The organism is Micromonospora sp. NPDC000207 (genome assembly GCF_040300925.1).
Taxonomy (GTDB): Bacteria; Actinomycetota; Actinomycetes; order Mycobacteriales; family Micromonosporaceae; genus Micromonospora.
The window spans coordinates 23,819-49,651 of sequence record NZ_JBEPEQ010000035.1 but is presented as its reverse complement, the minus strand read 5'-3'; the positions used below and the strand labels follow the sequence as shown (position 1 = coordinate 49,651).

Annotated in this window: 22 protein-coding genes and 4 tRNA genes; 24 read left to right on the top strand and 2 right to left on the bottom strand. The window is 69.5% G+C overall.

What is annotated here, in order from left to right:
* Positions 1 to 30: 30 nt before the first annotated feature.
* The 7 genes from ABT336_RS11505 to ABT336_RS11475 all read left to right on the top strand — a co-directional run bounded on the left by ABT336_RS11505 (position 31) and on the right by ABT336_RS11475 (position 8,268).
* Positions 31 to 549, top strand: a complete 519-nt coding sequence (locus ABT336_RS11505) for an NADH-quinone oxidoreductase subunit J family protein (RefSeq protein ID WP_350896450.1) — start codon at positions 31 to 33, stop codon at positions 547 to 549.
* Complete coding sequence (gene nuoK / locus ABT336_RS11500) at positions 546 to 935, top strand: NADH-quinone oxidoreductase subunit NuoK (protein ID WP_350896447.1); 390 nt, start codon at positions 546 to 548, stop codon at positions 933 to 935. Before ABT336_RS11505 ends, nuoK begins: the two co-directional genes overlap by 4 nt.
* Positions 932 to 2,851: an NADH-quinone oxidoreductase subunit 5 family protein gene (locus tag ABT336_RS11495; protein ID WP_350896446.1), complete on the top strand. Its 1,920-nt coding sequence runs from the start codon at positions 932 to 934 to the stop codon at positions 2,849 to 2,851. The genes nuoK and ABT336_RS11495 overlap by 4 nt, the downstream gene beginning before the upstream one ends.
* The gene (locus ABT336_RS11490; RefSeq protein WP_350896445.1) at positions 2,848 to 4,383 is read left to right on the top strand and encodes a complex I subunit 4 family protein; all 1,536 of its coding nucleotides are present in this window, start codon (positions 2,848 to 2,850) and stop codon (positions 4,381 to 4,383) included. The genes ABT336_RS11495 and ABT336_RS11490 overlap by 4 nt, the downstream gene beginning before the upstream one ends.
* The gene (locus ABT336_RS11485) at positions 4,380 to 5,873 is read left to right on the top strand and encodes an NADH-quinone oxidoreductase subunit N (protein ID WP_350896444.1); all 1,494 of its coding nucleotides are present in this window, start codon (positions 4,380 to 4,382) and stop codon (positions 5,871 to 5,873) included. The genes ABT336_RS11490 and ABT336_RS11485 overlap by 4 nt, the downstream gene beginning before the upstream one ends.
* A 90-nt stretch (positions 5,874 to 5,963) precedes the next feature.
* Positions 5,964 to 6,839: a zinc metalloprotease HtpX gene (gene htpX / locus ABT336_RS11480; RefSeq protein ID WP_350896443.1), complete on the top strand. Its 876-nt coding sequence runs from the start codon at positions 5,964 to 5,966 to the stop codon at positions 6,837 to 6,839.
* A gap of 154 nt (positions 6,840 to 6,993) precedes the next feature.
* Complete coding sequence (locus tag ABT336_RS11475) at positions 6,994 to 8,268, top strand: MFS transporter (RefSeq protein ID WP_350896442.1); 1,275 nt, start codon at positions 6,994 to 6,996, stop codon at positions 8,266 to 8,268.
* A 145-nt stretch (positions 8,269 to 8,413) separates the two neighbouring features.
* Here ABT336_RS11475 and ABT336_RS11470 read toward each other — a convergent pair whose 3' ends face one another.
* Positions 8,414 to 8,908: a YajQ family cyclic di-GMP-binding protein gene (locus ABT336_RS11470; RefSeq protein ID WP_350896441.1), complete on the bottom strand. Its 495-nt coding sequence runs from the start codon at positions 8,906 to 8,908 to the stop codon at positions 8,414 to 8,416.
* Between the two features lie 149 nt (positions 8,909 to 9,057).
* Between ABT336_RS11470 and ABT336_RS11465 the strand changes: the two genes are divergently transcribed.
* Both ABT336_RS11465 and ABT336_RS11460 read left to right on the top strand, forming a co-directional pair.
* A tRNA-Tyr gene (locus ABT336_RS11465) sits at positions 9,058 to 9,141 on the top strand.
* A gap of 516 nt (positions 9,142 to 9,657) precedes the next feature.
* Positions 9,658 to 10,797 (top strand): Fic family protein, encoded by a 1,140-nt coding sequence (locus ABT336_RS11460; RefSeq protein ID WP_350896440.1) that lies wholly within the window; start codon positions 9,658 to 9,660, stop codon positions 10,795 to 10,797.
* Between the two features lie 199 nt (positions 10,798 to 10,996).
* On the opposite strand, the gene ABT336_RS11455 is transcribed toward ABT336_RS11460, so the two are convergent.
* Positions 10,997 to 12,016, bottom strand: a complete 1,020-nt coding sequence (locus ABT336_RS11455; RefSeq protein ID WP_350896439.1) for a hypothetical protein — start codon at positions 12,014 to 12,016, stop codon at positions 10,997 to 10,999.
* Between the two features lie 929 nt (positions 12,017 to 12,945).
* Between ABT336_RS11455 and ABT336_RS11450 the strand changes: the two genes are divergently transcribed.
* The 15 genes from ABT336_RS11450 (at position 12,946) to rpoB (ending at position 25,820) form a co-directional block, all read left to right on the top strand.
* Positions 12,946 to 13,122: a hypothetical protein gene (locus tag ABT336_RS11450; protein WP_350896438.1), complete on the top strand. Its 177-nt coding sequence runs from the start codon at positions 12,946 to 12,948 to the stop codon at positions 13,120 to 13,122.
* 58 nt (positions 13,123 to 13,180) lie between these two features.
* Positions 13,181 to 15,709: a putative bifunctional diguanylate cyclase/phosphodiesterase gene (locus ABT336_RS11445; protein WP_350896437.1), complete on the top strand. Its 2,529-nt coding sequence runs from the start codon at positions 13,181 to 13,183 to the stop codon at positions 15,707 to 15,709.
* A gap of 129 nt (positions 15,710 to 15,838) precedes the next feature.
* Positions 15,839 to 15,911: transfer RNA gene (locus tag ABT336_RS11440), tRNA-Thr, on the top strand.
* Positions 15,912 to 15,938: 27 nt separating this feature from the next.
* Positions 15,939 to 16,011, top strand: a tRNA-Met gene (locus ABT336_RS11435).
* Between the two features lie 128 nt (positions 16,012 to 16,139).
* Positions 16,140 to 16,307, top strand: coding sequence for a 50S ribosomal protein L33 (rpmG, locus tag ABT336_RS11430; RefSeq protein WP_203860687.1), 168 nt, complete (start codon positions 16,140 to 16,142; stop codon positions 16,305 to 16,307).
* 149 nt (positions 16,308 to 16,456) lie between these two features.
* A complete protein-coding gene (locus ABT336_RS11425; RefSeq protein WP_350896436.1) occupies positions 16,457 to 16,903 on the top strand; it encodes an FAS1-like dehydratase domain-containing protein in 447 nt (148 codons plus the stop codon).
* 1 nt (position 16,904) lies between these two features.
* Positions 16,905 to 17,297, top strand: coding sequence for a MaoC family dehydratase (locus ABT336_RS11420; RefSeq protein WP_350896435.1), 393 nt, complete (start codon positions 16,905 to 16,907; stop codon positions 17,295 to 17,297).
* Positions 17,298 to 17,424: 127 nt separating this feature from the next.
* A tRNA-Trp gene (locus ABT336_RS11415) sits at positions 17,425 to 17,497 on the top strand.
* Between the two features lie 212 nt (positions 17,498 to 17,709).
* Positions 17,710 to 18,120: a preprotein translocase subunit SecE gene (gene secE / locus ABT336_RS11410; protein ID WP_350896449.1), complete on the top strand. Its 411-nt coding sequence runs from the start codon at positions 17,710 to 17,712 to the stop codon at positions 18,118 to 18,120.
* Positions 18,121 to 18,159: 39 nt separating this feature from the next.
* A complete protein-coding gene (nusG, locus tag ABT336_RS11405) occupies positions 18,160 to 18,882 on the top strand; it encodes a transcription termination/antitermination protein NusG (RefSeq protein ID WP_350896434.1) in 723 nt (240 codons plus the stop codon).
* Between the two features lie 198 nt (positions 18,883 to 19,080).
* Positions 19,081 to 19,512, top strand: a complete 432-nt coding sequence (gene rplK / locus ABT336_RS11400; RefSeq protein ID WP_350896433.1) for a 50S ribosomal protein L11 — start codon at positions 19,081 to 19,083, stop codon at positions 19,510 to 19,512.
* 77 nt (positions 19,513 to 19,589) lie between these two features.
* The gene (gene rplA, locus ABT336_RS11395; protein WP_350896432.1) at positions 19,590 to 20,306 is read left to right on the top strand and encodes a 50S ribosomal protein L1; all 717 of its coding nucleotides are present in this window, start codon (positions 19,590 to 19,592) and stop codon (positions 20,304 to 20,306) included.
* A gap of 509 nt (positions 20,307 to 20,815) precedes the next feature.
* Positions 20,816 to 21,361: a 50S ribosomal protein L10 gene (gene rplJ, locus ABT336_RS11390; RefSeq protein WP_350896431.1), complete on the top strand. Its 546-nt coding sequence runs from the start codon at positions 20,816 to 20,818 to the stop codon at positions 21,359 to 21,361.
* A 54-nt stretch (positions 21,362 to 21,415) separates the two neighbouring features.
* Entirely contained in the window at positions 21,416 to 21,802 is a 387-nt protein-coding gene (gene rplL, locus ABT336_RS11385) for a 50S ribosomal protein L7/L12 (protein ID WP_350896430.1), read from the top strand.
* A gap of 577 nt (positions 21,803 to 22,379) precedes the next feature.
* Complete coding sequence (gene rpoB, locus ABT336_RS11380) at positions 22,380 to 25,820, top strand: DNA-directed RNA polymerase subunit beta (RefSeq protein ID WP_350896429.1); 3,441 nt, start codon at positions 22,380 to 22,382, stop codon at positions 25,818 to 25,820.
* Positions 25,821 to 25,833 lie beyond the last annotated feature (13 nt).

The following is a 25,833-nucleotide window of genomic DNA, read 5'->3' as shown; positions in this document are numbered from 1 at the left end:
CGCCGGGAACCCGTCCGACGGGTCGGCCTCGTGACCGGGGTGGACCTGCTGTTGCTCGCGCTCGGCGCGGTGGCGGTCGGGTCCGGTGCGTTGGTGGTGGGCACCCGGCACCTGGTCCGGGCCGGGCTCTACCTGGTGGTCTGTCTCGGGGCGGTGGCCGGGATGTACCTGGTCCTCGCCGCCGAACTGGTGGCCTGGGTGCAGGTGCTGATCTACGTCGGCGCGGTGGTGGTCCTCCTCCTGTTCGCGGTGATGTTGACCCGGGCCCCGATCGGGGTCTCCACCGACCTGGACCGACCGGGGTGGCCGGCCGCCCTGATCGGTGGGGGCAGCGGTCTCGGTCTCGCGGTCCTGATGGTCGACGCGTTCCGTTGGTCCACAGTGGATCTTCCTGAGCCGGGCACCGCCGAACGCCTCGGTGAACAGATCTTCGCCCACTGGGTGCTGCCCTTCGAGGTGCTCTCGGTGCTCCTGCTCTCGGCGCTGATCGGGGCGATAGTCCTCTCCCGCCCCGAGATCGGTCGACAGGGATCGGAGCGGCGACGGTGAGACCCGTCATTCCGTACGTCGTCGCCGCCCTCCTGTTCGGCCTCGGCGTCTACGGGGTGTTGCGCCGCCGCAACGTGGTCCTGGTGTTGATGGCGGTGGAGTTGATGCTGAACGCGGTCACCCTGATCCTGATCACCGCCGACACCACGGCGAAGGCGGTGCTGCCGCACGGCGGTCAGGTCTTCGCGCTCTTCGTGATCGTGCTGGCCGCCGCCGAGATCGGTGTCGGGTTGGCCATCGTGCTCCAGCTCTACCGGATGCGCTCCACGGTCTCGGTGGACGACGTGCAGCTGACCGAGCCGTCGACAGCGAGTCCCGCGTCGGCCGGATCCGCCGGGCCGACGTCGGCCGGGTCGGTCGCCGTCGACCGGGAGGGGGACCGGTGAACGCCCTGCTCGGCGCGCTGCTGCCGGCCGTACCGCTGGTCGCCGGGCTTGTCGGTCTCCTCCTGCCCCCCGCCTCCCGGGAAGCGACCCCCGGACGGCTGTCGGCCCGCCGGGCGGCGGTGGCCCTCGGGGTGACCGGCGCGGCCGGTGCCCTGGCCGTCGCGGTGGCGCTCCTGGCCCGGGTCGACACACTCACCGAGGCGAGCACCACCTGGTTGGACCTGGCCGGGCTGCGGATCACCCTCGGGGTACGCCTCGACCCCGCCGCCGCCCTGGTAGCGGTGGCCGTCGCCGCCGTCGCCCTGCTCGTCCAGGTGTACTCGGTCGGCTACCTGCGACCGGAGCACCCCGACGACGACAGGTACCCGCCCTACGCCGCCCAGATCAGCCTCTTCACCGCCGCGATGCTGACAGTCGTCGTCGCCGGGGACCTGATCATGCTCCTGGTCGGTTGGGAGGTGATGGGCATCTGCTCGTACCTGCTCATCGCCCACGACCGGCGGCTGCCGCAGGCCCCGGCCGCCGCGACGAAGGCGTTCCTGGTCACCCGGGTCGGTGACGTCGGGTTCCTGCTCGGCATCGCCCTGCTCGGCGTCTCGGCGGGAAGTTCCCGGATCGCCGACGTGCTCGCCCACGACCACGCCCCGGGTCTGCTCACCGCCGCCTGCCTCCTCCTGCTCGCCGGGGTGGCAGGCAAGAGCGCCCAGTTCCCCCTGCACACCTGGCTGCCGGACGCGATGGCCGGTCCCACTCCGATCTCCGCGCTGATCCACGCCGCCACCATGGTCGCGGCCGGGGTCTACGCGGTGACCCGGCTGTTCGACCTCTTCGCCGCCACGTCGGTGGTGCCGGCGGTGCTCGGGGTGACGGCGTCGGTGACGCTCCTTCTCGGTGCGCTCGCCGCCACCGCCCAGGACGACCTGAAACGGGTCCTGGCCTGGTCCACGGTGTCCCAGATCGGGTACATGACCGGTGCCCTCGCCGTCGGTGCCCCGGGTGCCGCCCTGTTCCACCTGCTCACCCACGCCGCGTTCAAGGCCCTGCTCTTCCTCGCCGCCGGGTCGGTGATCCACGCCGTCGGCACCGCCCTGATGTCCCGGATGGGCGGGCTGCGCCGGGGCATGCCGGTGACCTTCTGGTGCACGTTGGTCGGTCTCGGGGCCCTCGCCGGGGTGCCTCCGCTGTCCGGGTTCTGGAGCAAGGACGGCGTGTTGGCCGCCGCCCAGGCCGCCGCGCTCGACGGGACCGGACCGGCCCCGACCTGGGTGGCCTGGTCGTTCTGGATCGCCGGGCTGGTCGGCGTGGTGCTGACCGCCTGGTACGCGACCCGGGTCCTGATGCTGACCTTCCTCGGCCGGGCCCGGGAGCCGCTGCCGAACCCGCACGACCCGTCGGCGCTGCTGCGCTGGCCGGTGCTGGTGCTCGCCGTGCCGGCCACGCTCCTCGGGCTGGCCGGGCTCTCCCCGGCGTTCGCCGCCCGCCTCGCCCCGGCCGCCCCCGACACGGCCACCACCCCGGAACTGGTCCACGTGGGGCCGGGGCTGCTCCTGCCGCTGGTGCTGCTCCTGGTCGGGGTGGGAACCGCGGTCGTCGGACGGCGTCGGAGCCCGACCGAGGATCCGGCCCGGGTCCTGGGTCCGCTGCGTCAGCTGTTCGTCGCCGGGTTCCGCCTCGACGAGGTGCAACACACCCTCGTCGTACGCCCGGTCCGGGCGTTGGCCCGGGTCGCCCGTACCGGTGACGAGGTGGTCGTCGACGGGGTGGTGGAGGGCACCGGCCGGGCGGCCCGGAGCCTCGGCGGCGGGCTGGCCACCCTGCACCGGGCGGCGCTGCCCCGGGCGGCGGCCGGGGTGCTGGCCGGGGCGTTGTTGATCGGCCTGGCCGCCGTCCTTCTCGCTGGGTGGTCCTCGTCATGACAGTCGGACAGTTCCTTCTGGTCGCGGTCCTGGCGGTGCCGGCGCTCGGTGCGGTGGCCGTCGCCGCCGTGCCCCGGGACCGGGCCGCCCGGCTCGTCGGGACGATCGCCGCCGCGCTCACAGTGCCCCTGGCGGCGCTGCTGGCCACCGGCGACCGGACCTGGACCTCCTACACCGCCACCGAACCGGCGATCCGCCCCTGGCACCGACTCGACCTGCAGTGGGTGCCCGGCCTGGACCTGCGCCTGCACCTCGGGGTCGACGGGATCTCCTGGCCGTTGGTGGTGTTGACCGCCCTGCTCACCGCCCTGTGCTGCGGGTACACCCTGTGGCGGGTGCCGCCCGGCGGCAGCGGCCGTGCCCTGGTCGCGCTGCTGCTCGTGGTCGAGGTGGGCATCCTCGGCACCTTCCTCGCCCTGGACCTGGTCCTGTTCTTCCTCTTCTTCGAGGTCGTCCTCCTGCCGATGTACGCGATCATCGTCGGGTGGGGCGGCAGCACCGGACGGGACGGTCGCCCCGCCCGGGACGCCGCCCGGGCGGCGGCCCGCAAGTTCGCCCTCTACACGCTGTTCGGCTCGGTCCTCCTGCTGGTCGGGGTGTACGTCGTGGTCTCCGCCGCCGGCACCGCCGACCTGATCGTCCTGACCGGGGGCGGTGAGCTGCCCCGGAGCACCCAACTCGCCGCGTTCGTCCTGCTCGGACTGGCGTTCGCGGTGAAGAGCCCACTGTGGCCCCTGCACTCCTGGCTGCCCGACGCGCACACCCAGGCCCCCACGGTCGGCAGCGTGGTCCTCGCCGGGGTCCTGCTCAAGATGGGGACGTACGGGCTGATCCGGGTGGCCGTCGGCGTGGCCCCCGAGGGTGCCCGGTGGGCGGCCCCGGTGCTCGGTGCGCTGGCGGTGGCGGCGATCCTGGTCGGCTCCCTGGTCTGCCTGGCCCAGACCGAGCTGAAACGGCTCATCGCCTACTCCAGCGTCGGGCACATGGGCTTCGTCCTGCTCGGCGTCGCCACCCTCACCGCCACCGGGATCCAGGGGGCACTCATCGGCAACATCGCCCACGGGGTGATCACCGGACTGCTCTTCTTCCTGGCCGGGGCGATCAAGGACCGGACCGGCACGGGATCCCTCGCCGAGCTGTCCGGGCTGCGGGAGACCGCACCCCGGCTCGCCGGTCTGCTCGCCTTCGCCGCTGTCGCCTCGCTGGGGCTGCCCGGCCTCGCCGGGTTCTGGGGAGAGGCGCTGGCGGTGATCGCCGCCGTCCAGGTGGGCGGGGCGTACTGGACGACCCTGGCGGTGCTGGCCGCCGTCGGCGGGGCGCTCACCGCCGCGTACCTGCTGCGGTTGTTGCGTCGGGTGACCCACGGCCGACCCGGCCCGGCGGTCGGCTCGGTCACCCCTGTGCTGTCCGGGGCCGAACTGACCGCGTGGGCGCCCCTGGTCGTGCTGACCCTCGCCATCGGACTCGCACCCACACTGGTCCTGGGGGTGGCCGGGGAGCCGGTCGCCGCCCTGGTGGAGGTGCTGCGATGACCGGGAGCCTGGTGCAGAGCATCGACCACGTGGCGCTGACCCCCGCCTACCTGGCGGCCGGGACGGCAGTCCTGGTCCTGCTCGCCGACGTCCTGCTGGGCCGGGGGCGGGTGACGCTGGCAGTGGCCGCCGTCGGGGCCGCCGCCACCGCCGTCGGGGCGGCAGTGGTCGGGGCCGGGCCGACCCGTCGGACCTTCTGCGTCGGCGCCGACTGCTCGTACGTCGCCGACAGCCGGTCCGCCCTGGTGGCAGTGGTCTTCGCCCTGCTCGCCCTCGGGGTGTTGGGGTTGTCGGTGCCCCTGTTGCGCACCGGATCCGTCCCGACGGGGGAGTACGCCTTCCTGCTGGCCTGCTCGATGACCGGCGGCGTGGTCCTCGGCGCGGCAGGGGACCTGATCACCCTGATCGTGGCGGTGGAGACCTTGACCCTGCCGATCTACGTCCTGGTCGGGCTGCGCCGGGGCAGCCTGGCCGGGGCCGAGGCGGCTGTCACCTTCTTCGTGGTCAGCGTGGTGGCGACCACCCTGACCCTGCTCGGTGCGGCGCTGGTCTACGCGGCCACCGGCGGCCTGCACCTGGACCGGCTCGGTGCGATCTTCGCCGACCGGCCGGAGTTGACGGACCTCCCGCTGGCCACCGCCGCCGTCGCCCTGGTGGTCCTCGGGCTGGCGTTCAAGGTGGCGGCGGTGCCGATGCACGCCTGGGCGCCCGCCACCTACGACGGTGCGCCGGTGCCTGTCGCCGCGTACCTCTCCACCGCGTCGAAGTTCGGTGGCGTGGTGGCCCTCCTCGCCGTCGTCGGGTACGCGCTGCCGGAGACGGTCACCGGTCCGATCCTCGCCCTGCTCGCGGTGCTGACGATGACTGTCGGGAACCTGGTGGCGCTGCGTCAGCGACGTACCGTCCGGCTCCTCGCCTGGTCGTCGGTGGCCCAGGCCGGTTACGTCCTGGCCCCGCTGGGCGTCCTGGCCCTGGCCGCCGGGCGCACCGAGCAGGCCATGACTGCGGCGTACGCGGCGGCGCTGGCGTACGCCGTCTTCTTCGTGCTCCTGGAGCTGGGGGCGTTCGCGGCGCTGGTGGCGTTGCGTCCGGCGGGCGCGGACGGGGGCACGGTGGAGGAGTTGCGCGGCGTGGCACGACGGCACCCCTGGACGGCGGCGGCCTTCGGGCTGGCCCTGGTCGGCCTGGCCGGCCTCCCCCCGGGGCTGGCCGGTCTCTTCGCCAAGGTCACGGTGGTCAGGTCGCTGCTGACCGGCGGCGCTGGTTGGCTCGCCCTGGTGGTGGCGCTGAACGCCGTCGTCGGCCTGGCCTACTACCTGCGCCTGGCCGCCGTCCTCTGGGCTCCCCCCACCGCCTCGGGCGGGTCGGCCCAGGCCGGTGCGGGCCGTCCGGCGCTGGTGGTCCTGGTGGTGCTGGCGGTGGCGACGGCGGTAGCGGTCATCGTCGGGTTCGCCCCTCAGATCGTGCTGGACGTCACCGCTCCCAGGTAACTCACAGTCATTAGACGGACTGTTGCGGGGTACCGGCTTGTTGAACCGGTCAGCGGATCCGGTCCTGATCCGTGCACCGAAGGAGTCAACGTGCACCACAACCGTCTGAAGACCGCCGCGCTGCTCGGCCTGCTCACCTCGCTGATCCTGGCGGTGGGCTACTGGTTCGGCGGCAGTGGCGGACTGGTCGTCGCCGTCGTCGTCTCGTTGGTGATGAACGGCGTGAGCTACTTCTTCTCCGACAAGATCGCGCTGCGGTCGATGGGGGCGCAGCCGGTCAGCGAGGCGCAGTTCCCGGAGCTGTACCGGATGGTCAGGGAGCTGGCCCAGCAGGCCGACCAGCCGATGCCCCGCCTGTACGTGAGCCCCACCGCCCAGCCGAACGCGTTCGCCACCGGCCGGAACCCGCAGAACGCGGCGGTCTGCGTCACGCAGGGGATCACCCAGATCCTCGACTACCGAGAGTTGCGGGGCGTCATCGGGCACGAGCTGTCACACGTGTACAACCGGGACATCCTGATCTCCAGCGTCGCCGCCGGCCTGGCCGGCATCATCACCATGCTGGCGAACCTGGCCCTGTTCATCCCCCTCGGGGGTCGCAACGACAACGGCCCCAACCCGCTGGTCCTGCTGGTCACCATCATTCTCGGGCCGATCGCCGCGACAGTCATCCAGCTGGCCATCAGCCGGAGCCGGGAGTTCCAGGCGGACGCCTCCGGGGCCGAGCTGACCGGCGACCCGATGGCCCTGGCCAGCGCCCTCCGCAAGATCCACGCGGGGACCCAGGCGCGCCCCCTGCCCGCCCAGGGGCAGCTGACCAGCACCGCCCACCTGATGATCGACAACCCGTTCAAGAAGGGCGGTGGGATCTCGGCCATGTTCGCCACCCACCCCCCGATGGAGGAGCGGGTACGCCGCCTCGAACAGCTCGCGGCGAACAGCGGACCCGTACGGTTCCAGCGCTGACGGTCCCCACCCGAGACACCCCCGCCCGCGCCCGGCCCCACCGGACGCGGGCGGGACGCGTGTGAGCCAGGAAACCCTGTCCCCGCCAAACCGGCGGCGTTAGGGTCGTACGGTCTTTCACTCATTACCCGTACGAAACGCTGGAGGGTTCGCCGTGGCCGCAGTCGGTCGCTACGCAGGGGTGTGGCGGATCCCCGGAGCCCCGGTACTCCTGATCACCGGGGTCCTCGGTCGACTCGGGATCGGAATGACCCCGCTGGCCCTCCTCCTCGTCGTGGAGCAGGTGACCGGGCGGTACTCCCTCGCCGCCGTCGCCGGTGGCCTCTACGCCCTCTCCGGGGCCGCGCTCAGCCCGGTCGCCGGACGGCTCGCCGACCGGCTCGGCCCCACCCCGGTCCTGCTGGTCCCCGCCGTGGCCCACCCGGTGGCCCTGATCGCCCTCCTCCTCACCAGCAACTCCGGGCGACCCACCCTGGGGTGGATCTTCCTGGCCGCCGCAGGGGCCGGGGCGACGTACCCGCCGCTGACCGCCGCGATCCGGGGAGCCTGGAACGACCTCACCGCCCCCACCACCGGCCGCTACCACCTGCGCAACACCGCCCTCGCGGCCGAGACCACCCTCTTCGAGGTGGTCTTCGTCCTCGGCCCGCTGCTGGTCGCGGGCTTCGTCCTCTTCGCCGACGCCGCCGCCGCGCTCGTCGGTGCGGCGGTGGTGACCCTGATCGGTACGACAGTCGTGGCGCTCGGCCGGGTGATGCGCGGATGGCGTCCCCACGGACGGGAGCACCACGCCCGAGGACTCGGCCCGCTCGCCGTCGCCGGGTTCCCGGCCCTCCTGGTCTGCGTCGGCGGCCTCGGGATCGCCTTCGGCGCCGCCGGGGTGACGGTCCCCGCCTACGCCTCCGGCCACGCCGGCAGCGGAGAGGCCGAAGGGCTGGCCGGTGTGCTGCTCGCAGTCTGGGGTGTCGGCAGCGCCGCCGGCGGCCTCTGGTTCGGCACCCGGGCCCCGGCCCGCAACATGACCCGCCTCTTCGCCCAACTCCTCGCCGGAGTGGCCGCCTCGTTCGCCGTGTTCGCGGTGATGCCGGGGCCGATCGCGCTCGGCGTGGCCCTGGTCGTCGGCGGCGCGCTGATCGCCCCCGCGCTGACCCTGGAGAACACCCTGGTCGGCCGGATCACTCCGAACGGCATGCTCAACGAGGCGTACACCTGGGTGGTGACAGTGTCGGTGGGAGCCAGCGCTGCCGGGGGCGCGATCGCCGGGCTGCTCGTCGACCACGGCGGGGGAGTCCCCGGCGCGTTCCTCTTCGCCGGTGCGGCGGTCGCCGTCGGTGCCCTGGTCGCCGCGCTACCCACCGGCCCGGTCGCCCGCGCCGAGACCCGCACCGCCCGCGACTCCGACGGCCTCCTCACCCCCGAACCGGCCTGACCCGACGCCTTTCGTCCCCGGACCGGCCCGACCCCGGCCCGCACACCGATCGGTTCCGGCGGCACCTTCTCGTGGGGTCTGCGGGTACGGCGCGGGCCGGCAGCCGGACGGGAGACGTCCCGTCGACCACCGGCCCGGGCGTGCCCTACCTGTAGTTCGTGAACTGCAGGGCGATCCCGAAGTCCTCGCCCTTGAGCAGGGTGATGATCGACTGGAGGTCGTCCTTCTTCTTGCCGGTGACCCGCAGCTGGTCGCCCTGGATCTGCGCCTGTACGCCCTTGGGGCCCTCGTCCCGGATCTTCTTGCTGATCGCCTTGGCCTTGTCGGACTCGATGCCCTGGACCACCTTGCAGTCGATCTTGAAAATCTTGCCCGACGGCTTCGGGTCCCCCGCGTCCAGCGACTTCAGCGAGATGTTCCGCTTGACCAACTTCTCCTTGAAGACGTCCAACGCCGCCCGGACCCGCTCCTCGGTCTCGGCCTGCAGCCCGATCGTCTCCTCACCGGACCAGTCGATCTCGGCACCGGTGCCCCGGAAGTCGAACCGCGTGGAGAGCTCCCGCTGCGCCTGACGAAGGGCGTTGTCGACCTCCTGCCGGTCGACCTTGCTCACGATGTCGAACGACGGGTTCGCTGCCATGTTCATGCTCCTGCTGTCCGGCGGTCTTCGTCACGTACTGTCGCCCACCGACCAGGCGGTGGGCACCCTGACCGTACCCGGTTGCGGCGGTGCCGGGGCGAACCGCTATCCTTGCTTCCGCCGCCGCGCACAGCGTGGTGGTACGCCCTGGCGGGTTGCCCGAGCGGCCAATGGGAGCGGACTGTAAATCCGTCGCGAAAGCTTCAGAGGTTCGAATCCTCTACCCGCCACCAGGTGCGAGCACGGCCCCCGATCAGCAGAGATGCCGATCGGGGGCCGTTCTCGTTGGGCTCTCCGGCTGAGTCCAGCCGATCACGACTGGTTGGCACCGCCCCGGACGGCCGGTTCTTCCGGGGCCTGCACGGGGTGGACCGCTCTCCAGGTCGGTGTACGACCGACGGCGGAAGCTCGCCGGCCACGGCGTCGCCGTCCTCCTCTGCATCTACGCCAACTGCATCGATGGAGGAGACGACACCGTGAATGACAAGATCAGCCATGCGCTCGGATCACTCGAAACTAACCTTCGCCTGGGCTAAACACGGAGAGTAGTGAACTCTGTGGTTGTGGCGGCTCCAAGCTAACGCTCCGTAGTTACGAACCTGGGTTCCAAATGTAAGTTTGAAGCTAGATGCTTTAGATCTGCCTCGGACGTTGGGGCTAGACTTTGAATTAAAGGGCTGAAATTAAAGTTCTCAGAGAATGGCTTGCAATCCGTGGATCTTCAGGCGTTTGCTTCGTCCCCTGTTGGGGTGCTTGTGCCCATCAGCGGCCATGACACTCGGTATGACGAGCCATACGATCACAAGGCGTTCCTGCCGAACCCCTTGCCAGGCCAGGTCGACCTTGCGCAGGAGACGTTCCGGGATCTGACTGCGGCGACGGCCGCGGTCGCGCGGCTTGACCAGGCGGCGATTCGGCTTCCCAACCCCATGCTCTTGGCAAGGCCGGCGATCCGGCGGGAGGCTGTCAGCACCTCAGCTCTTGAGGGTACGTACGCAGCCTTGGACGACGTTCTGGAGGCTGACTTCCTGGAGGCGGGTGCGGTCTCTGCGTCAGTCGCCGAGGTCGTCAACTACGTGCGCGCTGCTGAGATGGCGTATGAGTGGATCAAGGAACGACCGATCACCATCGGCATGCTTCGGCAGCTTCAGAAGGTTCTCATGAAGGGGACCCGGGCTGACACCGCTGACGCGGGAGATGTCAGGAGTATCCAGGTCTTCATCGGACTCAACGCAGGCCGAGTTACGGAAGCCCGCTTCGTGCCTCCACCGCCAGGAGACCAGTTGAGGGCGGGTTTTGAGGCGTGGGAAACCTGGATCAACACCAAGGATGACCTTCCGCTGATCGCCAAGATGGCGTTGGGTCACTACCAGTTTGAGACGCTACATCCTTTTAATGATGGAAACGGACGCCTTGGGCGTCTGGTCTGCGTGCTTCAGCTGGCGGCGGAAGGCGAGTTGCGAGTGCCTGTCCTGAATCTCTCGCCTTGGCTTGAGATGCGAAGGCGGGAGTACCAGGACCACCTCCTTCAGGTCAGCATGACGGGCAGGTTCGATCAATGGATCAGATTCTTCTCGGAGGCTGTCCGAGCGCAGGCTGTCCTGGCAGTGGAGCGCATCGATGCTCTACTCGACTGGAAGGAGCATGCGCTCGACCGACTTCAAGAGGCTAAAGTACGCGGGGTGGCTACCCGGATCGTGGAGGATCTCATCGGTTACCCGATGATCACACCCACGGCTGCATCCCAGATGTACAGCGTCTCCTATCCAGCTGTAAACACTGCCATCCGTCGACTGGAGGGCCTAGGCATCCTCCAGGAGCGGACAGGGCGGCGCTATGCTCGCGTCTTCGCTGCAAAGGACGTACTTCGCATCATTGATACGCGATAGCCCGGCGGCTTCAGTAAGTGGGCGTGGACAGAGGGTGGGCGGCTGTCCCTGACGCCCTGTAAATCCGTCGCGCAAGCTTCAGAGGTTCGAATCCTCCACCCGCCACCAGGTGCGAGCACGGCCCCCGATCAGCAGAGATGCCGATCGGGGGCCGCTCTCGCCGAACCGTTCGGCTACCGGAACCCGTGCACGGTGTCGGTCAGGACCAGAACAGGGGTTGGCCCGGGTTGTCGACCTCGAACTGCTGCCGTACGGGGGTGCTCGCCCCGTCGAGGGTGGTGGTGTACCAGCCGGTCGAGTCCTGGATGGCGATCATCTTGCCGTCGGGGGAGAGGACCAGGTGCTGGATCCTCGACTTGTTCGGCGGGGCCAGCTTCTTCATGGTGACGGTGTTGGCGGCGCGGTCCACGGTGACCAGGGCGATGCTGCCGAAGTGCTGGCGGTCCTCGTCGGTCCTGGCGCTGCACAGGAGCCGGTCGGCGTCGACGGGGACCCCGCAGTGGTACTCGAATCCGTCGAGGACGCCGGCACCGGGGGCGGCACCGTTGACCAGGACGTGCTCGATGTCGTCACCGAAGGCGTACACCCGGGTGTCCGAGGTGGTCAGCCCGTCGATCTTGTAGACCTTCTCGCTGCGGGGGTCGGCGACGCCCTCGTCCTTCGGGTCGGCGTCGGGGGTGGCCGGGTCCACCGAGACGACCCGTCCGGCCTTGCCGCCGGGGGCCTGACGCTGTCCCTCCCCGAGGACGGCGTGGATCCGGCCGTTCTCGGCAAAGTGGGCCTTCTGGTAGCACTGCTCGCCTGCGCCGTACACCTGGGGCGCCGTCCAGGTTCCACTGTCGGTGAAGACGCCATCGGTGAGGGTGGCGACGCGCAGTTCGCAGTCCTTGACGTACGTCAGGCGGTTCATCGTCGTGTCGAAGGTCGTCCGCTTCGCGTTCCCGGCCGGGTAGGGGACGACCACGGGGGACCCGACGGGGTTGCCGGTGGCGACGTCCCGGACGATGAGCGTCTTCGTCGGCGCGAGGCCCACTCCCTGGGCGAACACGATGCCGGAGGAGAGACCCGGCGGCGGGGCCTGCGGTGTCGACTCGGGGGTGGGGGCACCCTCGTCGACGGTCTCACCCGAAGGGGCGGCCTCGGGTGTGGAGTCGTCCACCCTGCCGCACCCGCCGAGCAGGAGCAGCACCGCTGCCGACACTGTGATGATCCGCCGCATGTACCGACCTCCAGGGTTCGCGGTTCCGATGTGGTTCCGCACCAAGATCCTAGAGAGGGCCGCAGGAGCCTCGATCGACGGCAGGATCTTCGTGATGCACTTCTCGGGGGCCGTATCTTCCTGTCGTCTCCCGATTCGGCCATCCCCCGTTCGGTTTCGGTGTCCGGGCTTTGGTCGGCGACGGGCCGCCTGTGATGGTCGGTGTCGGGTGATCCGGCTCGGTAAGACCGAAGAGCGGTCGGTGGTTCTGCGGTGACTTCCGGACCATTTGCGGCTTCGTTGCGGAAATTCTCGGGAGCGGTCGGTAACGGCCGGGTCGGTGTCAATCAGGTGGCGATTCGGCGCAAGCTCGAATGGGCGTACCCGATGCTTCGCTGGGCGGCGTCACCGGTGGTGTCGGGGAGGCGGGCGTGGGGCGTCGGGGTGCCACCGGCGGGGCGGCGGGCGGGTGGCCGGATCGGCGGTCGGGTTCAGGCGTCGGGCGGGGCGGGGCGCGGGGGAGCGGCGACGGGGGTCGGGTTCACCGGGCGGCGCGTCGGTCCGTCCAGGGTGGAGACCGACCCGACCAATGAATGTGGCGAATGCGGCAAATCGGTCTTTAGTCGGTGGGGCGTTGTCGGCATTGGTTCCGGTGGAATCGGCGTACGGGTCGATGCAGGTGCATCTGCAGATGCGACCGCAAGTGCAGGAACCGGGAGACTGGTGATCCGCACGGTAAGCGGGTGAGGTCGCAATTTGCAGGTTCTGTAGCGGAGTGCGGACCTGTGGTGGTGGCGATCTGGTCCAGAGAGGTGATCCGAAGCGTCGAACGGATGAATTACCCGGTCATGGTGCCGACCCACGGCGCTCTCCGCTTTTACCCCCGCTGGCCGTGTGGCACCATCGTGGAACCTTTACTCACTCTGACTAACTCGTGACAGGGAGCGAACATGCTTGCTCGAAGGGTGGGCCGGGTCTTCGGTTCGCTGCTCGCCGCCGCCGCGTTGGTTGTGCTCACGAGCAACGTGATCGTCGACCGTCAGGACGGCTTCGACTGGCAGGTGCGGAGCGTGCAGGCGGACGGCTTCGACTGGCAGATGCCGGCCCTGCAGGCGGTCGTCCGCTAGACGTCAATCACGTCGGCCCGGTTGACCCCGGGCCGACGTGCTCGTTGGAGGGGACGGCATGGTCGAGCACCGGCCGAGGTCACGCCGATCGACCGAGAATGCCTGGCTCGTCAGCGGCCCGATCGCCCTGATCGCGGTCCTCTGCTCGACAGTGCTGGCGCTTGCCGAACGTCCGTCGGTCGGGCAGTGGCCGGCAACGCTTGTCATGACCGCGGTGATGGTCGCCGCCGCACTGCCGGTCATCAACATCGTGGTACGCCGCCAGGCGCTCGGCGTGCTCCTCACCGAGATCCCCCTGGTGGTCGCCTTCTACCTGCTGCCACCGCTGTCTGTGGTGTTCGCGTACACGCTGGCGACCCTGATCGTGCAGATCCGGCGCCGCCTCGCGCCGGTCAAGTTCTGGTTCAACGTGGCGCTCGCCGCGGCGGCCACCGCGCTGGCCGAGATGACCCTGCTGGCGCTCCCCGAACCGGTCGGGGTCGGCCCACAGACCTGGGCGATCCTCTTCCTGGCCACCAGCGTGCACACCCTGGTGACCCTGACCGCCGTGGCTGTCGTCATCGGGGTGGTCCAGGGCTGGCAGGCCGGATGGCAGCTGATCCGCACCTCACCACCGGCGTTGCTGGCCGGGGTGATCCAGGTGGCCGCCGGTCTGCTCATCCTGATCACCCTGGTCACCAACAGGTGGGCGGTCGTCCTGCTCGCGGCGATCGCCCTCGCCCTCATGCTGGTGTACAGGTCGTACACCCAGTTCCTGCGCCAACACCGGACCCTCGCCGACCTGTACGAGCTGACCGGTGCGATCACCGAGAGCGGCCACGACGGCACCCTCGTCGACGCGCTCCTGGGCCGGGTCCGGACCCTGATGCAGGCCGAGTACGCCACCCTCTGGCTGCCCGCCCAGGGGCGTCACCCCGAGGTCCTGCTGACCGCGCGGGAGGACAACAGCGGGCTGCTGGACATCGCCGTCACCCCTGCTGACCTGCGTGAACAGGCAGTACGAACGGCGCAGACCGTCACCGTCGGCCCCCGTTTCCGGGACGAGGCCGGTCAGCGGGCCACAGTCCGCGTCGAGCGGGTCAAGGACGCGATAGTCCTGCCGCTGCGGGTCGGCTCGGTGGCGATGGGCACGCTGGAGGTCGTCAACCGGCTGGGCGACGCCAACAACTTCACCCCCGAGGACGTGCCGGTCCTGGAGACCGTGGCCGCGCACGCCGCCGTGGCGTTGGAGAACTCCCGCCTCGTCGACCGGTTGCGGCACGACGCGTACCACGACGCGCTGACCAAGCTGCCCAACCGGCGGCGGATCACCGCCGCCCTGGACGAGTCGGTCAAGATCAGGGCACCCGGCGAGGTGGTGGCGGTGCTGCTGTTCGACGTGGACGGGCTGCGGCAGGTCAACGAGACGCTCGGACACGCCGCCGGGGACAAGGTCCTCGCCGAGGTCGCCGGCCGGCTCCGGTCCTGCGCGCCGTCGGCCGCCCTGGTGGGCCGGGCCGGCGGGGACGAGTTCCTGGTCACCCTCCGGCTGGCCAACGTCGACGAGGCGGTCGAGCTGGCCGCCTCCCTGCGCGAGCAGATCCGCGACGAGATGGTCTTCGACCTGCTGACTCTCGACGTCGACACGGCCGTCGGGATCGTCGTGCACCCCGAACACGGCAGCGACGCGGCGACCCTGCTGCAACGGGTCGACCTCGCCGCGACGGCGGCCAAGTCCGTACCCGGCAGCGTCCAGGTCTTCAACCCGGCCCTGGAGAGCGGAACGCTGCACCGGCTCGGTCTCGCCGAGGACCTGCGGCGGGCACTGGACGAGGGGCAGGTGCAGGTCTACTTCCAGCCCAAGGTCACGCTGCGGGACCGGCGTCTGGTCGGGGTCGAGTGCCTGGCCCGGTGGGAGCACCACGCGCACGGCCAGGTGGCCCCGGCGGACTTCGTCGCCGTGGCCGAGCACACCGGCCAGATCGGCCGGCTCACCGAGGTGGTGCTCCGGGAGGGGCTGCGACGCAGTCGGGACTGGGTCTACTCCGAGCAGCCACTCGCCGTCTCGGTCAACATCTCCGCCCGTACGCTCACCGACAGGGACTTCCCCGACCGGGTCCGCGAACTGCTCACCGAGTACGGCGTACCCCCGCACCGGCTCACCTTCGAGATCCGCGAGTCCGGGGTCCTCGACGGCACCGACCGGCCGATCCCGACCCTGCGTCGGCTCCGGGAGCTGGGCGTACGGCTCGCCCTCGACGACTTCGGCACCGGGGCCACCTCGCTGGCGTACCTGCGTCGCCTGCCGGTGCACGAGGTGAAGGTCGACAGCTCGTTCGTCCAGGGGATGGCGACCGATCCGGGGGATCTGGCAATCGTGAACGCCGTGGTGACCCTCTCCCAGCAGTTCGGCCTCACCGTGGTGGCCGAGGGGGTGGAGAGCGAGCTGACCCTGGAGCTGTTGCAGGACATCGGCTGCGAGATCGGGCAGGGGTTCCTCTTCAGCCGTCCGTTGCCGTACGAGCGCCTGGCCGCCTGGTTCAGCGCCCAGGCCGAGCCGGACCCGGCCGGGAACGTGGACCTGCCCCGGTTGCGGGCGGTGCCCTGACGGCAGGTCGGGATGCCTCCCGACCTGCGCGGAAGCGTCGGGTGGCGGCGGGTGGGGGATCCGATTTCACCTCGCCGGGCGGGCCGTGTACTCTTACCTCTGCGCGGCCCCCACGGGGAGATCGCGCAGGCCCCCTTAGCTCAGTCGGCAGAGCGTCTCCATGGTAAGGAGAAGGTCTACGGTTCGATTCCGTAAGGGGGCTCAGAGGGTCCGGCTGGACCCCACCTGCAGCGGTGTAGCTCAGATGGTAGAGCAAGCGGCTCATAATCGCTGTGTCGCCGGTTCAAGTCCGGCCACCGCTACTTTCGGGATCCAGTTGTCCGGGGTTTCGATGGGTTGGGCGCCGTTGGCGCCCACTTTGCATGTCCGCGCAGTTAGCGCGTAGGCTGATGCGCTGTAGTTGTTCCGTTAGCGAGGAAGGCACTCCGCCGTGGCGAAGGCGACCGATGTTCGGCCGAAGATCACTTTGGCGTGTGTGGAGTGCAAGGAGCGCAACTACATCACGCGCAAGAACCGCCGTAACGACCCGGACCGCATCGAGATGAAGAAGTTCTGCCCCCGGGACGGGAAGCACACCCTCCACCGCGAGACCCGCTGAGTCGTCGCCGGCGCGAGCCGGCACACCAGAGCACCGATCGCCGATCCGAGCAGGATGCGCGGCACCGCCGCCCGTCCTCTTCCGGGTCGGCTTTCGTGCGTCGGTGCCCTGACCGGGGCGGACGTTCGTCCCGTTGTAGGTTTCTCGGCATGCCCATGGACCCGTCCTTCGTCGGCCGGAGTTATCCGCCGACCGCCCCCTACCAGGTGGGCCGAGAAAAGATCCGCGAGTTCGCCACGGCGATCGGGGCCACCGACCCGGCCCACCACGATCCCGACGCCGCCCGGGCGCTCGGCCACTCCGACGTGGTGGCCCCGCCGACCTTCCCCGTTGTGGTCTCCGAGCGCGCCAGTCAGCAGGTCTTCACCGACCCGCAGCTGGGCGTCGACTTCGCCCGGGTGGTCCACGGGGACCAGCGGTTCGCCTACACCCGCCCGGTGGTCGCCGGGGACGAGCTGGTCTGCCGGACCACCATCGAGGAGATCACCCAGCGGGGTGGACACGACTTCCTCACCACCCGGATCGAGGTCGTGACGACCACCGGCGACCCGGTGGTCACCATGTGGTCCAAGATGGTCGTACGTGGGGAGGGCTGAGATGGAGCTGCCGGTCAGGACGTACCGGGTGACGCGCGCGGACCTGGTCCGATACGCCGGAGCCTCGGGGGACTTCAACCCGATCCACTGGAACGACCGGGTCGCCACCACCGTCGGCCTACCCGGGGTGATCGCCCACGGCATGTTCACCATGGCGCTGGTCGGCCGGGCGGTCGCCGAGTGGGCAGGCGCCCCGGACGCCGTCGTCGAGTACGGTGTCCGCTTCGCCCGGCCGGTGGTGGTTCCCGACGACGAGGAGGGCACCGAGATCGAGGTGTCGGCGAAGGTCCGCGAGGTCACCGAGGCGGGCCTGACCAGGCTCGACGTGACCGCTGTGTGCCGGGGGGAGAAGGTCCTGTCGCAGGCCCGTGCCACGGTGCGCGTCCGCGACTGAGGCCGCTCGCCACGCGTGTGGGGGAGACCGGTTGGGAAACTGGTGCCGGTACCCGTACACTGGTCCGCCGTGGGGTAAGTGGCCCTTTCTCGTCGTGTTCGGCGGGGTGGGGTGAGCTTTTCCGCACAGGGGTGTAGCTCAATTGGCAGAGCAGCGGTCTCCAAAACCGCAGGCTGCAGGTTCAAGTCCTGTCACCCCTGCGCCTCAGGCCTGACCGTTCCCGTGGGTCGCGCCGCCACCTGGTGGCGTCCGGCCCGTGGTGGTGGTACCGGCGGGGTGGTCCCGAGGCATCGGGTCCTCTCGGCCGGTCTGCCGGCCGCGGCCCGTCGCGGGACGGTTCGGTCCGGTCGGCGTGACCAACGCCGCGTACGCCTCCCGGCGTACGACCCTGATTCCCGCGACGGAGGGCGAAGTGGCCGAGAACAAGCGGCGCGGCGAGGACGCCGGCGACGACCGTCAGCACGACGACGACGTCGTCGACGAGACCGCCGGCGACGATGTGACCGATGCCAACGCTACCGACGCGGACGAGCCGGTTTCGCGCGGTGGCACCACGACCCGGTCCAAGGCTCGGGCCGAGTCGGCGGACAGCAAGCCGAAGACCAAGGCCGACGACGGCCGGGTCGGCGTGTTCGGCCGCGTGGCGCGGTTCTTCCGCGAGGTCGTGGCCGAATTGCGTAAGGTCATCTGGCCGACCCGCAAGGAGCTGCTGACCTACACCGCCGTGGTGGTCGTGTTCGTCGCGGTCATGCTGACGATCGTGGCCGGGCTCGACTTCGCCTTCGCGAAGGGCGTGCTGTGGGTCTTCGGTAACCCCAGCTGACCGGCTGACCGAGCCGATAAGTGACGGAAGTGAGCAAGCGTGCCTGAGTACGACGAGACCGCCGGACCCACGGACGAGCAGTCCACGGTGGCGACGGCGGCGAGTGACGAGTCGGTCGAGGCCGCCAGCGAGCCGGAGTTCCCGACCACCGAGCCGGAGCCGGCCGAGGACTACGACCCGGTCGCCGAGCTGCGCCAGAAGCTGCGGTACGCCCCCGGCGACTGGTACGTGGTCCACTCGTACGCCGGTTACGAGAACAAGGTCAAGACCAACCTCGAGACCCGGATCACGTCCCTCGACATGGAGGACTACATCTACCAGGTCGAGGTGCCGACCCGGGAAGAGGTCGAGGTCAAGAACGGCAAGCGTTCCCAGGTCCAGGCCAAGGTCTTCCCCGGCTACATCCTGGTCCGGATGGAGCTGACCGCGGAGTCGTACTCCTGCGTCCGCAACACCCCCGGTGTGACCGGCTTCGTCGGGGCGACCGACCGGGCCGACCGCCCGGCGCCGCTCTCCCTCGACGAGGTCCTCAAGTGGCTCGCCCCGGCGGTCGAGACCGAGCAGAAGAAGGCGAAGCCGGAGGTCAAGGTCCTCGACTTCGAGGTCGGCGACTCGGTCACGGTCACCGACGGCGCGTTCGCCTCGCTGCCGGCCACGATCAGTGAGATCAACGCCGACCAGCAGAAGCTGAAGGTCCTGGTTTCGATCTTCGGCCGGGAGACCCCGGTCGAGCTGAACTTCAACCAGGTGACCAAGATCTGAGCGGTGACCGGCGGCGGGCCTCGGCTCGCCGCCGGCGCGTCCGTTCCGGCCGTGGTCGGTCGTCGACGGTCTCCTGCGGCACCTCCGGCAGGAGACCGTCGATGACTGCGCTACCCTAGAACGTCGTCGTTGTCGCAGCGCGCTGACCGTGCGTGCCGAGGCCGGCGCCTTTTCCCGATCCACGTCCCAGGAAGAGACATGCCTCCGAAGAAGAAGCTCGTCAAGACGTTCACGCTTCAGCTGCCGGCGGGCCAGGCCACCCCGGCGCCGCCGGTCGGCCCCGCGCTCGGTCAGCACGGCGTGAACATCATGGAATTCTGCAAGTCCTACAACGCGCAGACCGAGTCGCAGCGGGGGGACGTCGTTCCCGCCGAGATCAGCGTGTACGAGGACCGTTCCTTCACCTTCGTGCTGAAGACCCCGCCCGCCGCCCGGCTGCTGATCAAGGCCGCCGGTGTGCAGAAGGGCTCGGGCGTCCCGCACAAGGAGAAGGTCGGCTCGGTGTCCCGGGCCCAGGTGCGCGAGATCGCCGAGAAGAAGATGGCTGACCTCAACGCCAACGACCTCGACCAGGCCGAGAAGATCATCGCGGGCACCGCCCGGTCGATGGGCCTGAACGTCACCGACTGATCCGAACCCCATACGGCCCGATCGTGGGAGGGCGCGCGAAGGCGCGACCCGCCAGACACCACAGGAGTCAGACAGACATGCAGCGCAGCAAGAGCTACCGCAAGGCGGCCGAGGTCATCGACCGCTCGAAGTTCTACACCCCGGCTGAGGCGATCAAGCTCGCCAAGGACACCACCAACACCAAGTTCGACGCCACGGTCGAGGTCGCGATGCGCCTCGGCGTCGACCCCCGTAAGGCGGACCAGATGGTCCGGGGGACGGTCAACCTGCCGCACGGCACCGGTAAGACCGCCCGCGTGATCGTTTTCGCCGCCGGCGCGAAGGCCGAAGAGGCCGTCGCGGCGGGTGCGGACGAGGTGGGTACCGACGAGCTGGTCGCCCGGATCCAGGGTGGCTGGTTGGACTTCGACGCCGCCATCGCCACTCCGGACCAGATGGCCAAGATCGGCCGGATCGCGCGGATCCTGGGCCCGCGCGGTCTCATGCCGAACCCGAAGACCGGCACGGTGACCATGGACGTCACCAAGGCGGTCGCGGACATCAAGGGCGGAAAGATCGCCTTCCGGGTGGACAAGCACTCCAACCTCCACCTGATCATCGGCAAGGCGTCCTTCTCGGCCGCTCAGCTGGTGGACAACTACGCCGCGGTCCTGGACGAGGTCCTGCGGGCCAAGCCCTCCGCGTCCAAGGGCAAGTACCTGAAGAAGGTCACCCTGACGACGACCATGGGCCCGGGTGTCCCGATCGACCCGAACGTGGTGAAGAACCTGCAGGACGGCCTCGCCGAGGGCTGAGCACCGCTGGTCCGACGAGGGCCCTGCCACCGACGGTGGCAGGGCCCTCGCCCGTTCCCGAATGGACCGATTCGCCGGCTACGTCCGAAGTCCCCGGCCCGCCGAAGTCCCCGGCCCGCCGAAGTCCCCGGCCCGCCGAAGTCCCCGGCCCGCCGTAGTCGGCGGTGCCTCCCGCAGTCGTCGGGCCCGCCGGGGCGGCCCGGGTGCCGGTGAGCCGGGACACGTGGACGGGCCACGGGTGCGGGGCGATTTGGTTTCCGGGCGGCGCGTCGCGTAACCTGACCGAGTTCCACCCAGAGACCGCTGGTCACCATGCTCCGGCATGGTCGAAGGTCCGCGATGACGGGCGACCCGCGCAGGGCGGTAAGCGACACTTCGGTTTTCGAGCCGATCCTCGCCCCGTGCGCCCTGCGCCGGGGCTTTTCGTTTGTCGTGATGCCTACGGTGCCGTCACGGGCGATCCCGCCCCTTCGACGGCGACCAGCTCCGAGCAACGAGAGAGGAGGGACATGGCGGACAAGTCGATCCGGGCCGACAAGGCCTCGGCCGTCGCCGAGCTGACCGAGAGCTTCCGCACTGCGGGTGCGACCGTGCTGACCGAGTACCGCGGTCTGACGGTTTCCCAGCTCACCCAGCTGCGGCGCTCGCTCGGCAAGGAGACCACCTACACCGTCGCGAAGAACACGCTGGCGAAGCGTGCCGCGACCGATGCGGGCATCTCCGGCCTCGACGAGCTGTTCTCCGGTCCTACCGCGCTGACTTTCGTTTCGGGCGACGTCGTCGAGGCGGCGAAGGGCCTTCGTGACTTCGCGAAGGCCAACCCGAAGCTCGTCATCAAGGGCGGTGTCTTCGAGGGCAGGGCCATCACCGCGGCCGAGGTCACGAAGCTCGCCGACCTGGAGTCCCGTGAGGTGCTGCTGGCCAAGCTGGCTGGCGCGATGAAGGGCAACCTGAGCAAGGCCGCGGCCCTGTTCCAGGCTCCGCTCTCCAAGACCGCCCAGCTGGCGGCCGCCCTGCAGGACAAGCGCGAGAAGGAGGGCGCCGAGGCGGCCTGAGGCCGCGCGGCGCACCCACGTTCTTAGTCAACCATTCAGGAAAGGACGCCAGACATGGCGAAGCTCAGCACCGAAGAGCTGCTCGACGCGTTCAAGGAGATGACGCTGATCGAGCTCTCGGAGTTCGTGAAGCAGTTCGAGGAGACCTTCGAGGTCACCGCCGCCGCGCCGGTCGCCCTGGCCGCCGCTCCGGGTGGCCCGGGTGGGGCTGCGCCGGCCGAGGAGGAGAAGGACGAGTTCGACGTCATCCTCGAGGCCGACGGTGGCAAGAAGATCCAGGTCATCAAGGTCGTGCGTGAGCTGACCGGCCTGGGCCTCAAGGAGGCCAAGGACGCGGTCGAGTCCGCGCCGAAGGCGATCCTGGAGAAGGTCAACAAGGAGACCGCCGAGAAGGCGAAGACCAAGCTCGAGGGTGAGGGCGCCAAGGTCACCCTCAAGTGACTTCGGCATCACCTGTGGTGTGCCGCCTCACGTGAGGCGGCACACACCTTGTCGCGACGGGCGGCGATCCGGAAACGGGTCGTCGCCCGTCGCGTTTGTGGACTCCCGGGGGAGACGAGGTGACCAGGGAGTCCGGTGTGGGCGTCGGGTAGCCTGTCGGCTTCGAGGTTCGCCCGGCGGGTGCAAAGAAGTTCTCACCCGTGGGTCCGGGCCTTGACGCGGTACCGACCGGACAGGCACGCTGGCACACAGCAAGACCTTCCGCGCTTGCAACGGCCATCTCTCGGGTAATGGCAGTGGCGGTGACAGCCGCCCCGTCATCACCGGAGCGGTCCGGTAGGAACGACGCGTTCCGAGCGGCCCGGTAGACCCCGGTTTCCAGGGGGTCCCGAGGCACGTTCCGCGCCGACCTGCCGGTCGGCTGGACAGCGGTTAGCCTTTCGGCTACACTGCTAGTTTGCGCTGCCTTCCGACTTGACCCCTGCTCGGAATGTCCGATTCTGGATAATTCTGGTGGGGTCATTGGAGTGCACGCATACCAGCCGTTCTGCAGCACCGGTCCTCGGAAGGACGCATCTTGGCAGCTTCCCGCCCTGCGAAGACCAGTCGTACGTCGAGCGCTTTCGCACCCCGCCGAGTCTCTTTCGGCAGGATCACCGAACACCTCGAGGTCCCCAACCTCCTCGCCATCCAGAACGAGTCCTTCGACTGGCTCGTCGGCAACGAGGCTTGGCAGGGCCGGTCGGCGGACGACCCGCACGCACGCTCGGGTCTCGCGGAAATCCTCGACGAGATCAGTCCCATTGAGGACTTCTCCGGCACCATGTCACTCTCCTTCTCGGCACCGCGCTTCGACGAGGTCAAGGCCTCGATCGAGGAGTGCAAGGAGAAGGACCTGACCTACTGCGCTCCGCTCTTCGTCACCGCGGAGTTCACCAACAACACCACCGGCGAGATCAAGAGCCAGACGGTGTTCATGGGTGACTTCCCGATGATGACGCCGAAGGGCACCTTCATCATCAACGGGACCGAGCGGGTAGTGGTCAGCCAGCTCGTCCGCTCCCCGGGTGTGTACTTCTCCAAGGAGCCGGACAAGACCTCCGACCGCGACCTGTCCAGCGTCAAGGTCATCCCGAGCCGGGGTGCCTGGCTGGAGTTCGACATCGACAAGCGCGACACCGTCGGCGTCCGGATCGACCGTAAGCGCCGTCAGGCCGTCACCGTGCTGCTCAAGGCCGTCGGATGGTCGGCGGAGCAGATCCGCGAGAAGTTCGGCTGGTCCGAGCTGCTGATGACCACGCTCGAGAAGGACCACATCGGCGGGCAGGACGAGGCGCTACTCGACATCTACCGGAAGCTGCGCCCTGGCGAGCCGCCGACGCGGGAGAACGCCCAGACCCTGCTCGACAACCTCTTCTTCAACCCGAAGCGGTACGACGTCGCCAAGGTCGGTCGGTACAAGTTCAACAAGAAGCTCGAAGTCGCCGTGCCGATCACCACCGGCACGCTGACCGAGGACGACATCGTCGCCACCGTGGAGTACCTCTGCCGGCTGCACGCCGGTGAGGAGGGCTACGAGGCCGACGACATCGACCACTTCGGCAACCGCCGTCTCCGGACGGTGGGCGAGCTGATCCAGAACCAGGTTCGGGTCGGCCTGTCGCGGATGGAGCGGGTCGTCCGGGAGCGGATGACCACCCAGGACGTCGAGGCGATCACGCCGCAGACCCTGATCAACATCCGACCGGTGGTGGCGGCGATCCGGGAGTTCTTCGGTACCTCCCAGCTGTCCCAGTTCATGGACCAGACCAACCCGCTGGCGGGCCTGACCCACCGGCGCCGGCTGAGCGCGCTCGGCCCTGGTGGTCTGTCCCGGGAGCGGGCCGGCTTCGAGGTCCGTGACGTGCACCCGTCGCACTACGGCCGGATGTGCCCGATCGAGACGCCGGAAGGCCCGAACATCGGTCTGATCGGCGCGCTCTCCACCTTCGCCCGGGTCAACCCGTTCGGCTTCATCGAGACGCCGTACCGGAAGGTCGTCGAGGGTCGGGTCACCGACCAGATCGACTACCTGACCGCGGACGAAGAGGACCGGTTCGTCAAGGCGCAGGCCAACGCCCCGCTGCGGGCCGACGGCACGTTCGCCGAGGACCGGGTCCTGGTCCGTCGTAAGGGCGGCGAGACCGAGGACGTCGCGCCGGGTGCCGTGGACTACATGGACGTGTCGCCGCGGCAGATGACCTCGGTCGCCACCGCGATGATCCCGTTCCTCGAGCACGACGACGCCAACCGCGCACTGATGGGCGCGAACATGCAGCGCCAGGCGGTGCCGCTGGTCAAGGCCGAGTCGCCGCTCGTCGGTACGGGCATGGAGTACCGGGCCGCCGTCGACGCCGGTGACGTGGTCGTCGCCGAGGTCGGTGGTGTGATCGAGGACCTCTGCGCGGACTACATCACGATCCACCAGGACGACGGTCACCGCCGGACGTACCTGCTGCACAAGTTCCGTCGCTCGAACGCCGGCTCCTGCGTCAACCAGAAGCCCGTGGTCTTCGAGGGCGACCGGGTCGAGGCCGGCCAGGTCATCGCCGACGGACCGTGCACCGACGAGGGTGAGATGGCACTCGGGCGTAACCTGCTCGTGGCCTTCATGACCTGGGAGGGGCACAACTACGAGGACGCGATCATCCTGTCGCAGCGCCTCGTGCAGCAGGACGTGCTCACCTCGATCCACATCGAGGAGCACGAGGTCGACGCCCGGGACACCAAGCTGGGTCCGGAGGAGATCACCCGCGACATCCCGAACGTCAGCGAGGAGATGCTCGCCGACCTCGACGAGCGCGGCATCATCCGGATCGGCGCAGAGGTCGTCCCCGGCGACATCCTGGTCGGCAAGGTCACCCCGAAGGGTGAGACCGAGCTGACCCCGGAGGAGCGGCTGCTCCGCGCGATCTTCGGTGAGAAGGCGCGGGAGGTCCGGGACACCTCGCTGAAGGTTCCGCACGGTGAGACCGGCACGGTCATCGGCGTGCGTACCTTCTCCCGGGAGGACGGCGACGAGCTGCCTCCGGGCGTCAACGAGCTGGTCCGGGTCTACGTCGCGCAGAAGCGGAAGATCCAGGACGGTGACAAGCTCGCCGGCCGGCACGGCAACAAGGGCGTCATCTCCAAGATCCTGCCGATCGAGGACATGCCCTTCCTGGAGGACGGCACCCCCGTCGACATCGTGCTGAACCCGCTCGGTGTGCCCTCCCGGATGAACATCGGGCAGGTCCTGGAGACCCACCTCGGGTGGGTGGCCAAGACCGGCTGGAGCGTGGACGGCGACGACGCCGAGTGGAAGCGGCAGCTGCGCTCGATCGAGGCGCACGAGTCCGAGCCGGACACCAACGTGGCCACCCCGGTCTTCGACGGTGCCCGTGAGGAGGAGATCTCCGGTCTGCTCGCGTCGACCCTGCCCAACCGGGACGGCAAGCAGCTGATCGGCTCCACCGGCAAGGCCCGGCTCTTCGACGGGCGCTCGGGCGAGCCGCTGCCGGACCCGATCGCTGTCGGGTACATCTACATCCTGAAGCTCAACCACCTGGTCGACGACAAGATCCACGCTCGGTCGACCGGGCCGTACTCGATGATCACGCAGCAGCCGTTGGGTGGTAAGGCACAGTTCGGTGGTCAGCGCTTCGGTGAGATGGAGTGCTGGGCCATGCAGGCCTACGGTGCCGCCTACGCCCTGCAGGAACTGCTGACCATCAAGTCCGACGACGTCCTCGGTCGGGTGAAGGTTTACGAGGCCATCGTCAAGGGCGAGAACATTCCGGAGCCCGGCATCCCGGAGTCGTTCAAGGTGTTGCTCAAGGAGCTCCAGTCGCTCTGCCTCAACGTCGAAGTGCTCTCCAGCGACGGTGTCGCCCTGGAGATGCGCGAGACCGACGACGAGGTGTTCCGGGCGGCGGAGGAACTCGGCATCGACCTCTCCCGCCGCCCCAACGAGGGTGTGAGCAGCGTCGACGAAGTCTGATCGGGCCGGGTGC

Coding starts and splice junctions, on each gene's coding strand:
- ABT336_RS11485 (WP_350896444.1), top strand. CDS start 4,380: ATGACCGGGAGCCTGGTGCAGAGCATCGACCACGTGGCGCTGACCCCC.
- ABT336_RS11425 (WP_350896436.1), top strand. CDS start 16,457: ATGCCCATGGACCCGTCCTTCGTCGGCCGGAGTTATCCGCCGACCGCC.
- rplA (WP_350896432.1), top strand. CDS start 19,590: ATGCAGCGCAGCAAGAGCTACCGCAAGGCGGCCGAGGTCATCGACCGC.
- ABT336_RS11445 (WP_350896437.1), top strand. CDS start 13,181: ATGGTCGAGCACCGGCCGAGGTCACGCCGATCGACCGAGAATGCCTGG.
- ABT336_RS11490 (WP_350896445.1), top strand. CDS start 2,848: ATGACAGTCGGACAGTTCCTTCTGGTCGCGGTCCTGGCGGTGCCGGCG.
- ABT336_RS11455 (WP_350896439.1), bottom strand. CDS start 12,016: ATGCGGCGGATCATCACAGTGTCGGCAGCGGTGCTGCTCCTGCTCGGC.
- ABT336_RS11470 (WP_350896441.1), bottom strand. CDS start 8,908: ATGGCAGCGAACCCGTCGTTCGACATCGTGAGCAAGGTCGACCGGCAG.
- rplJ (WP_350896431.1), top strand. CDS start 20,816: ATGGCGGACAAGTCGATCCGGGCCGACAAGGCCTCGGCCGTCGCCGAG.
- ABT336_RS11420 (WP_350896435.1), top strand. CDS start 16,905: ATGGAGCTGCCGGTCAGGACGTACCGGGTGACGCGCGCGGACCTGGTC.
- rplK (WP_350896433.1), top strand. CDS start 19,081: ATGCCTCCGAAGAAGAAGCTCGTCAAGACGTTCACGCTTCAGCTGCCG.
- ABT336_RS11450 (WP_350896438.1), top strand. CDS start 12,946: ATGCTTGCTCGAAGGGTGGGCCGGGTCTTCGGTTCGCTGCTCGCCGCC.
- rplL (WP_350896430.1), top strand. CDS start 21,416: ATGGCGAAGCTCAGCACCGAAGAGCTGCTCGACGCGTTCAAGGAGATG.